The following is a 9,077-nucleotide window of genomic DNA, read 5'->3' as shown; positions in this document are numbered from 1 at the left end:
ATCAGGCGGTCGTTGTCGCGCTGGTGCAGGCCGATGCTGGGCTCGTCCAGCACGTACATCACGCCGGTCAGGCCCGAGCCGATCTGGCTGGCCAGGCGGATGCGCTGCGCCTCGCCGCCGCACAGCGTGTCGGCGCTGCGGTCCAGGCTGAGGTAGTTCAGGCCCACGTCGTTGAGGAAACGCAGGCGCTGGCGAATCTCGTTGATCACGCGCGCGGCGATGTCGCCCTTGGCACCCGTCAGCGCCAGCGACTCGAACCACGCTTGGGCCTGACCCAAGGTGACGTGGCTCACCTCAAAAATGGCGCGGCGCTGCGCGCCCTCGCCCACGAACACATGGCGGGCCTCGCGGCGCAGGCGCGAGCCCTGGCACTCGGGGCACGAGCGCGTGGCGCGGTAACGCGCCAGCTCTTCGCGCACGGTCACGCTGTCGGTCTCGCGGTAGCGGCGCTCGAAGTTGGGGATGATGCCCTCGAAGGGGTGCTTCTTGGTGATGCGCTTGCCCGCGCGCTCGCCGCTGTCGAGCACGTAGCCGAACTTGATCTCTTCCTCGCCCGAACCCAACAGCAGCACCTGCCGCGCCGCCTCGGGCAATTCTTCCCACGGGGTTTCGGCGCTGAAGCCGTAGTGGGCGGCGATGCTCTCCACCATGGCGAAGTAGTAGCCATTGCGCCGGTCCCAGCCCTTGATGGCGCCGCTGGCCAGGCTCAGGCTGGGGAAGGCCACCACCCGCTCGGGGTCGAAAAACTCGGTGTGGCCCAGGCCGTCGCAACTGGGGCAGGCGCCCACTGGCGAGTTGAAGGAAAACAGGCGCGGCTCCAGCTCGCCCACGGTGTAGCTGCACAGGGGGCAGGCAAAGCGGGCCGAGAAGCGGTGCACCTGGGCGCTGTCCATGTCCAGCGCCAGGGCACGGCCATCGGCCAGGCGCAGCGCGGCCTCAAAGCTCTCGGCCAGGCGCTGGCGCAGTGGGTGCTCACCGTCTTCATCGGCCGGGCGCACCTTCACGCGGTCAATCACCACCTCGACCGTGTGCTTCGTGGCGGGGTCAAGCGCAGGCAGCGATTCGGCCTCCACCACCTCGCCATCCACCCGAAAGCGCACATAGCCCTGCGCCTGCATGTCGGCGAACAGCGCCGCGAAATCGCCAGTCTGTTCGCGCAGCACCGGCGCCAGCACCATCAGGCGCGTGCCCTCGGGCAGGCGCAAGAGGCTGTCCACCATCTGCGCCACGCTCTGGGCCGACAGGGGCAGGTCGTGCTCGGGGCAATGCGGCGTGCCGGCGCGGGCGTACAGCAGGCGCAGGTAGTCGTGGATCTCGGTGACCGTGCCCACGGTGGAGCGCGGGTTGTGGCTGGTGGCCTTCTGCTCGATGGCAATCGCCGGGGCCAGGCCCTCGATCAGGTCCACATCGGGCTTGTCCATGAGCTGCAGGAACTGCCGCGCGTAGGCCGACAGGCTCTCCACGTAGCGGCGCTGCCCCTCGGCGTACAAGGTGTCGAAGGCCAGGCTCGACTTGCCCGACCCCGACAAACCCGTGATCACCACCAGCGCGTGCTTGGGGATGTCCAGGTCAATGTTCTTGAGGTTGTGGGTGCGCGCGCCCCGCACCGACAGCATCGCGCTGCGGCTGCGAATGGCGTCGCCCAGGTAGCGTGGCACGGGTTCCGCGACCGGCGGCAGGTCGGGGGGCAGGTTCGTGTTCAAGGCGGGCTCAGGGGCGTTCAGGGCAACCCGCCATGATAAGCCGCCCGGGTTTTCCCGAGTGCCACCCCGGCCCGCCCAGGCCCTTTGGCCGACAATAGCCCCCTTCAATTGCCCACCGCCCGACCCCAGCCCCCATGTCCGTGACCGCTGCCACCGCGCCCGACGCCCGCCAGGCCTCCCGCATGACCCCGGAAGAACGCCGCGCCAGCGGCGCCCTGGCCTCTATCTACGCGCTGCGCATGCTCGGCCTGTTCCTGGTGCTGCCGGTGTTCGCGCTGCAGGCCAGCCACTACCCCGGCGGCGACGACCCCGCCCTCATTGGCCTGGCCATGGGCATCTACGGCCTCACCCAGGCCGTGCTGCAGGTGCCGCTGGGCATGGCGTCCGATCGACTGGGCCGCAAGCCGGTGATCCTGGCCGGCCTGGCCGTGTTCGCCATCGGCAGCGCCGTGGCCGCCTGGGCGCCTTCGGTGCAGTGGCTGGTGATCGGCCGGGCGCTGCAAGGCGCGGGCGCCATTTCCGCCGCCGTCACCGCCCTGCTGGCCGACCTCACCCGCGACGCGGTGCGCACCAAGTCCATGGCGCTGGTGGGCATCAGCATCGCCCTCATGTTTGCGCTATCGCTCGTGCTGGCCCCGGTGCTGGCCGCACGCATCGGCCTCTCGGGCCTGTTCGTGATCACGGCCTTGCTGGCCCTGGCGGGCATGGCCGTGGTGGCCTGGGTGGTGCCAACCGAACCGCCGCTGCCCGCCCTGCCCAGCCGCGGCAGCCTGCGCGCGGTGCTGTCCAACCCCGACCTGTTGCGCGCCGACGTGGGCGTGTTCGTGCTGCACGCGGTGCAAATCGCCCTGTGGATGGCCGTGCCCGCCCTGCTGGTGCAGACCGGTCTGGACAACGCCGCGCACTGGAAGGTCTACCTGCCGGCCATGGTGGGCTCGCTGCTCATCATGGGCGGCGTGCTCTTTCGCCTGGAGCGCAAGGGCTACTTCCGCGCGGTGTACCTGGGCGCCATCGCCCTGATGCTGCTGGTGCAAATCGGCCTGTTTTTCAGCCTGCAGGCGCCTTCGCTGGGCGTGGTGGCGGCGCTGATGTGCCTGTACTTCGTGGGCTTCAACACCCAGGAAGCCGGCCAACCCAGTCTGGTTTCGCGGGTGGCCGCGCCGCACCAGCGCGGCGCCGCGCTGGGCGTCTACAACACACTCATGTCGCTGGGCATCTTCGTCGGCGGCAGCGTGGGCGGCCTCATCTCCAAGACCTGGGGCGCCCCGGGCATCTTCCTCGGCTGCGCCGCGCTCTCACTGCTGTGGCTGCTGGTCGCCTGGCCGATGCGCCCCAGCGCCCTGGCCCGTCACTGAAGCCGGCGCAGGCCCGGCCTCATCGGCCGGCCGCAAAGCCCGCATCATCAGCGCCGACATGGTGCTGTACAGCGGCCGGCTCACCATGCGCGACACCAGGCTGGCCAGCAGCGCCGAGGCCATCAGGCTGAGCACCATCGAGTGGCCGTCGGTCATCTCCATCACGATGATCATGGCCGTGATGGGCGTCTGCGTCACCGCCGCCAGAAAAGCGCACATGCCCAGCGCGACCAGCGCCGTGCCATGGGGCGAGTTCACCAGCCAGGCCACATCAGCCCCCACCCCCGCGCCAATCGACAGGCTGGGCCCGAACACGCCACCCGGCACGCCCGTCCAGGCCGAGAGCCACGAGGCAATGAACTTCAGGCCAGTGAACAGAAAGGGCTGATGCTCGGTGGGCAGTTGGGCCGCGTTCTCCAGCAACTGCTTGGTGTGCTCGTGCCCCACCCCCACCACCGCGCCATCGGTCACCAGCGCCACCACCGCAATCGCCAGGCCGCACAGCGCCGCGAACACCACCGGCCGCTTGCGCCGAAACGCGCAGAAGCGGTCGGGCACGCCCATGAACGAGGCCAGCAGCACCCGCGACATCAGGCCGCCCAACAAGCCACACGCCAAGGCCACCAGCAAGCCCGGCCCCAGCAAGCCCCACCACGACACGCCATCGGTGCGCACCCGGCCAAACACCGACAGGTTGCCAAACACCGACACCGCCACCAGTCCGGCGATCACAATCGCCGCCAGCATCAGGCCACTGCTGCGCTCGGTCAGCCGGCGCGACAACTCCTCGATCGCAAACACAATGCCGCCCAGCGGCGTGTTGAAGGCCGCCGCGATGCCGGCCGCGCCACCCGCCACCAGCAGTTCGCGGTCACTGATGCCCGACCTGGGTGACAACCAGTGCCGCGCGTGCAACATCACCCCCGCCGCCACTTGCACCGACGGCCCCTGGCGCCCCACCGACAAGCCCGCCAGCAAACCGCCCGACACCCCCAGCACCTTGGCCAGGCTCAAGCGCAGCGACACAAACCGCGAGCGCTGCGCCAGCGGCGTCTCGGGGGCCAAGGCCGCGAGCACCTGCGGCACCCCCGAACCGGCCGCCCCCGGCGCCCAACGCCGCATGCACCACACCACCAAAGCCGTCACCGCGGGCGTCCAGAGCAAGGGCACCCACCAGCCGTGGCTGCGCAAGCCCTGGTACAGCGCCAGGGCCGCGTCCGCGATCAGGGTGAGCGCCACCACGGCCAGGCCAGCCAGCACGGCGTACACCAGCACCACCACGCGATCGAGCCACTGGCGCCCCGCCCCCATCTCGTCGCGCAAGGATTTCAGGAAGTCTGGCTCGCCTCTCATGGGGCTGCAGTGTAGGCGGTGAGATACGGCACAATCGTTGATCGCCCCGCACGCCACGCCGGGGCCTCTCTACAGGACATCACCATGGCATCCGTCAACAAAGTCATCCTCGTCGGCAACTGCGGCCGCGACCCCGAAATCCGGTACCTGCCCTCTGGCCAGGCCGTGGCCAATGTGAGCGTGGCCACCTCCAGCCGCCGCAAAGACCGCAACAGCGGCGAGATGATCGAAGACACCCAGTGGCACCGCGTCACCTTCTACGACCGCCTGGCCGAGATCGCCGGCGAGTACGTCAAGAAGGGCCGCCCCATCTACGTGGAAGGCCGCCTGAAGTACGGCAAATACACCGACCAGTCGGGCGTTGAGAAAAACACGGTGGACATCATCGCCACCGAACTGCAACTGCTCGGCGGCCGCGAAGGCATGGGTGGCGCCGACGAAGGCGCCAGCAGCGGTGGTGGCGGTTACAGCCGCCCGCCGGCAGCCCCGCGCGCCGCGGCACCCCGTCCCGCGCCTGCGCCAGCCCCCGCCCCCTCGCGCCAGTCCAGCGGTTTTGACGACATGGACGACGACATCCCCTTCTAAGTCCCCGTCAAAACACCCGAAAACCTGCCATCGAGCAGGTTTTTTTTTGTCGTTCGCCATGAACACCGGGCCCATTCGTCGCCCGCCTCAACAGTTTCCGCGTTAACCCCTATACCCGGGAGGGTTTTGTACCCCACTTTGCTGATAATCTTTTTTCTTATTTTTATTGGCTGTATTCATTACACGAACCCGCGATGATCAAGGTCATCCTTGCCGAAGACCATCTTCTGGTGCGCCAAGGGCTGGCGCTGCTGCTGCAATCAACCGGAGACTTCACTGTGGTCGCCGAGACAGATTGCGGAGAAGAAGTACCCGGCCTTTTGGCGCTGCACCGTCCCGACCTTCTCTTGCTGGACCTGACATTGCGTGACGGCCCAAGCGTTGAGGTCACTCGACAAGCGCGGCGAGCGCATCGAAACCTCAAGATCATGGTGATCACGGGCAATGCATTTCATGGAGCAGCAATGCAGGCAATTGCGTCGGGAGCCGACGGCTTCTTGCTCAAGCATGACCATGGCGATGAACTGCTGATCGGCATCCGCACTGTGCTGGAAGGGCGCCCCTACATCAGCCCGCGGCTCACCAGGGATGCGCCAAACCATCCGGGCCATGCTGGCACGCCACCAGCCCCCGCTGCCGAATCCGCCTTAACGGCCCGGGAGCAACAAATCATGCGACTTATTGCCAATGGGTTCACCAACCCTGAAGTGGCATCTGCTCTTCACATTAGCGTCCTGACCGCGCGCAAACACCGTCAGAACTTGATGAACAAACTAAATCTTCACAACAGCGCGGAAATCACGGCCTATGCGATCCGCTCAGGGCTGATCGAACCCAAACACGGAAACATGGTCTGATTGGTACCGCAAATACCGCATTGGCGTTATTGATTCGACCAAGATACGCAGAGATACTGACCCCGCTCAACGGGTCAGTGCAAAAAGCAAGCTGCGGCTCACACTTTCGACCGCAGTCAGACAAAAAGTTTTCGATTCGGTTGGGAACCGGGTTTGGCCGCCGATGTCCTTTGATGTTGGCGGCTTCTTTTTGCCCTTCAAGTCAACGATCTACCGCTCAGGCTAGCGCCGATTCGGCCGACCCCAACACCAGACGGTTCAGGCGAAAGAGCCCAATGGCATGCATGGCCTCTGTTTCAACCAAGGCAGCGTAATGTGCTCTTTCAGCCACCAATGCCTCGCCAACACGAACGCCTGTGGCGGCCCCCAATGAAAACGCCTTGTCGGCTGCCAAGCGTTCCCGACGCGCGCGCTCGTATTGGCTCCTCGCAATTTCAAGCAATGCGCGGCACTCCATGTAATGGCACTGCGCCTCGCGCAGCAGATGGCCCGTTGTTCGAGAAAGCCCCAACCACCGCACGGTCGCCAGTGCAGTGGGCCACTGAACGTCCTGTCGAAGCTGAGATGGCAGTATCTTGGCGCAACGCGTCAGGCGCTGTCCCGCCGTTCGCCAATCGGCCATTGCCTGAAACACGCTGTCGTGAATATCGCGTCGCATCGTCCGCACAGCGGGCCGGTCAAACTGCACCTCCAAGCCCGCGTCAGCGCGACCACGCATCAAGTCATTCAGTTGATCAATGCGCTCCTGTGCATTGAGCGCTGCCAGCAGCTGAAGCCGCGAAGCGTGCACCTCATAACAAGCGCCGACCACATCAAAATCGTCTGGCTCCTGCGCGCCCACCAGTGCATGAGAACGGCGCGCATGCTGCAAAACGGCCTTAATTGACATGCCCAACACCGTCTGATCGGCTGCAGCGGCCTCGCCGGGCTGGCGGCTCTTTTCCATTGCGACCTCATCATCACGGCAACGCGCTCGCACCTCTTGGGCCCAATGATCGGATGCAGACGATGCCGGCGTGGAGTTGGCGGTCAGCCATCGGAACCATACTGAAGTCATGGCGGGTTTCCTCCATAAAGGGAGGAGGCGAGTCTTTTCCTCTGTCACCAATTCCTCAATAACACAACGGCACTATTTCGATGAATTCCCGATGAGTTGCCAACATGTTTGGGCCTGGCGCCCGAGCATCGCTGACACTGAGGCCCCTGCCGGAGCGCTTATCTGCGTTTGGCTGGCATGATCGGCTCCTTTGCCGCCTCATCAATCGCATGACCACCGCCCCCGCTTCCGACTCTCCGGCTTCGCGTCCCACCCGTACAGACCCCGTACTGGATCGCTTGGCCCAGGTGTATCCCGCCCTCTTTGGATCAGAACCAAAACCGCTGAAACGCGGGATTTTTGAAGACCTTCTGCAGCGCCACGCTGGTGATGGCTGGACCAGCGATGCACTAAAGGCGACACTTCGCCAGCACACCCGCTCCACGCGCTACCTCAATGCCGTGGCCTCGGGTCAGGCACGCCACGATCTGGACGGCACGCCAGTGGAAATGGTCGCGCCCGAGCAGCGCTTTCATGCCTTGGTGGAGGTACACCGCCGCCGCCAGGCGCGCGCACCGCGAGATCTAACGCCTCAACTCAAACGGCGCATTGCACAGATATTTGAGGCCAGCGGCCTGGGCGTTGAAGCCTTCTCGGTGCTGGTGAATGGGCGCGATGAGGCGCTGAACCAGCTGACGCGGGAGGTGATCGAGGCAACAAATGCGCAGCAAGCCCGGGAGGCCGCCTGGCTACGGGCCTTCGAGGCGGGGACAGCCCCCCTGGAAACTTTCGCCGCCGCCCATGGCATGCCGGCGCAGCAAGCCCGCGATGCATTGGATCGAGCCAAATCGCGCCGCGCTGCGGCACATCAACGTCAAGCCGGAGTGGTGAACACCGTCAGCACGCCGGTGTAACCGTAGATTCGGTCGTGGGCGATTTCGCCGCCGGCGAAAAAGCCCACCAGGGGCACGTCACCCAGGGCGTGGCGCACCAAGTGCAATTCGGCGCTTGGGCTACCGAAGTGAGGCCCGCCCCGCCCGGAACAGCTCACGTACACGGCCCCGGCGATGCGGTGAAGCGCCGGGTTGCTGGTGGCCAGTGGCCCATCGGCGCTGAACGGCACCTCGATCACCTCTGGCTCCAGTTCTTCGCGAATCTCCGCGCAGACGCGCATCAGATCGGCGCGTGCGGCCTCCCGGTGCCGTTCGCAAAACGCGAGCTTGGCGCCCTGGGGCGCTCGGTCGGCAATGGCCACGCCACGCCTGACCGGATCCAGTCCGATCAAGTGGCGCACCACGACTTCAGGGCTGAACTGCCCGGGCGCCATCACAGCGCGAGGGTTGGCGTCTTGCCCTCTGGTGGTGAGCCCCACCAGCGTCATCCGCAGGCGAGGCATGGCATGTTCGGGGTGGTCCAGCGAAATGGACAGTTCGTCCAGCATGACATCCAGTGCCGGTCGCCCGTCCAGCGACAGCACGAGGTTGCCATCTGACGCCGTGATGGTGTGGGTCGGCCCGACGGGCTGAGCCCCCTGGGTTACCCGTGACACAAGTCCCACATCGGGCCCGAAAGCCACGCCACTGAGCCCGCCACTGAACACCCCTTGCGCCCCTTCACCCACCACCATGGGCACGCGGTGGCTCAGGGCGAACTGGACCGAGTCTCCCCGGCTACTGGAGAGGCCGCCGAACAAATAACCACTGGTGGTGCGTTGCGCCACCTCTTGCACCAGCTCGGTCAGGTCGGGCGTCTGCCCATCGGCGTGCACCAGCGCGGTGTGAGCCCGAAAGCCATCGCGGCTCTCGGAGGCGGCCAGCGGAGACACGCCATTGAACACGCGAAACTGATCGGGGGCCAGGTCACACAGCATCACGACCATGGCGGGTTCGTCAAAGTACTCGACGTTGTTGGCCGCGACACCAACGCCCACGGTGCCCACCCAGTCCAGGACTTCGGGCAGTTCGGTGGCCAGGTGCTCAAGAATGGGCGCGGCCTCACTGGCGTAGTGGTCGGTGATGTAAAGCAGGCCCAGCGCAGGTGACGCCGCACCGTCTGGCAAGGCCATTTGGGCACGCAATTGGGCCAGCACCAGAGCGGCGGCCATGCGCCACTGCGGGTGGGTGGCGTGGGCGTAGGGAAATCGTTTCATGGACTCGGACATCGGCGGTCAATTCGGCGCAGAAGGCGG

The 9,077-nt window shown here is 66.0% G+C and carries 7 protein-coding genes and 1 pseudogene; 4 read left to right on the top strand and 4 right to left on the bottom strand.

Annotation, left to right across the window (positions count from 1 at the left end; genetic code table 11):
* Positions 1-1,616 (bottom strand): annotated as a pseudogene (locus ACE3RQ_RS14340) (excinuclease ABC subunit UvrA); the annotation flags it as partial.
* Between the two features lie 269 nt (positions 1,617-1,885).
* On the opposite strand from ACE3RQ_RS14340, the gene ACE3RQ_RS14335 reads away from it, so the two are divergent.
* Positions 1,886-3,058, top strand: coding sequence for an MFS transporter (locus ACE3RQ_RS14335; protein ID WP_374522722.1), 1,173 nt, complete (start codon positions 1,886-1,888; stop codon positions 3,056-3,058).
* On the opposite strand, the gene ACE3RQ_RS14330 is transcribed toward ACE3RQ_RS14335, so the two are convergent.
* Positions 2,999-4,411, bottom strand: a complete 1,413-nt coding sequence (locus tag ACE3RQ_RS14330; RefSeq protein WP_374522720.1) for a chloride channel protein — start codon at positions 4,409-4,411, stop codon at positions 2,999-3,001. The genes ACE3RQ_RS14335 and ACE3RQ_RS14330 overlap by 60 nt on opposite strands.
* Positions 4,412-4,495: 84 nt before the next feature.
* Here ACE3RQ_RS14330 and ssb point away from each other — a divergent pair, with 84 nt between their 5' ends.
* Positions 4,496-4,996: a single-stranded DNA-binding protein gene (ssb, locus tag ACE3RQ_RS14325; protein ID WP_374522719.1), complete on the top strand. Its 501-nt coding sequence runs from the start codon at positions 4,496-4,498 to the stop codon at positions 4,994-4,996.
* Positions 4,997-5,190: 194 nt separating this feature from the next.
* Positions 5,191-5,853: a response regulator gene (locus tag ACE3RQ_RS14320; RefSeq protein ID WP_374522718.1), complete on the top strand. Its 663-nt coding sequence runs from the start codon at positions 5,191-5,193 to the stop codon at positions 5,851-5,853.
* 217 nt (positions 5,854-6,070) lie between these two features.
* Here ACE3RQ_RS14320 and ACE3RQ_RS14315 read toward each other — a convergent pair whose 3' ends face one another.
* Entirely contained in the window at positions 6,071-6,799 is a 729-nt protein-coding gene (locus ACE3RQ_RS14315; RefSeq protein ID WP_374522717.1) for a hypothetical protein, read from the bottom strand.
* 320 nt (positions 6,800-7,119) lie between these two features.
* Here ACE3RQ_RS14315 and ACE3RQ_RS14310 point away from each other — a divergent pair, with 320 nt between their 5' ends.
* Positions 7,120-7,803: a ProQ/FINO family protein gene (locus ACE3RQ_RS14310; protein WP_374522716.1), complete on the top strand. Its 684-nt coding sequence runs from the start codon at positions 7,120-7,122 to the stop codon at positions 7,801-7,803.
* On the opposite strand, the gene ACE3RQ_RS14305 is transcribed toward ACE3RQ_RS14310, so the two are convergent.
* Complete coding sequence (locus ACE3RQ_RS14305; RefSeq protein ID WP_374522715.1) at positions 7,764-9,038, bottom strand: FIST N-terminal domain-containing protein; 1,275 nt, start codon at positions 9,036-9,038, stop codon at positions 7,764-7,766. The genes ACE3RQ_RS14310 and ACE3RQ_RS14305 overlap by 40 nt on opposite strands.
* Positions 9,039-9,077: the final 39 nt, after the last annotated feature.

This window comes from Hydrogenophaga sp., assembly GCF_041913525.1.
In the GTDB taxonomy this organism is placed as follows: domain Bacteria; phylum Pseudomonadota; class Gammaproteobacteria; order Burkholderiales; family Burkholderiaceae_C; genus Hydrogenophaga.
This window is presented reverse-complemented; position numbering and strand designations above follow the sequence as displayed.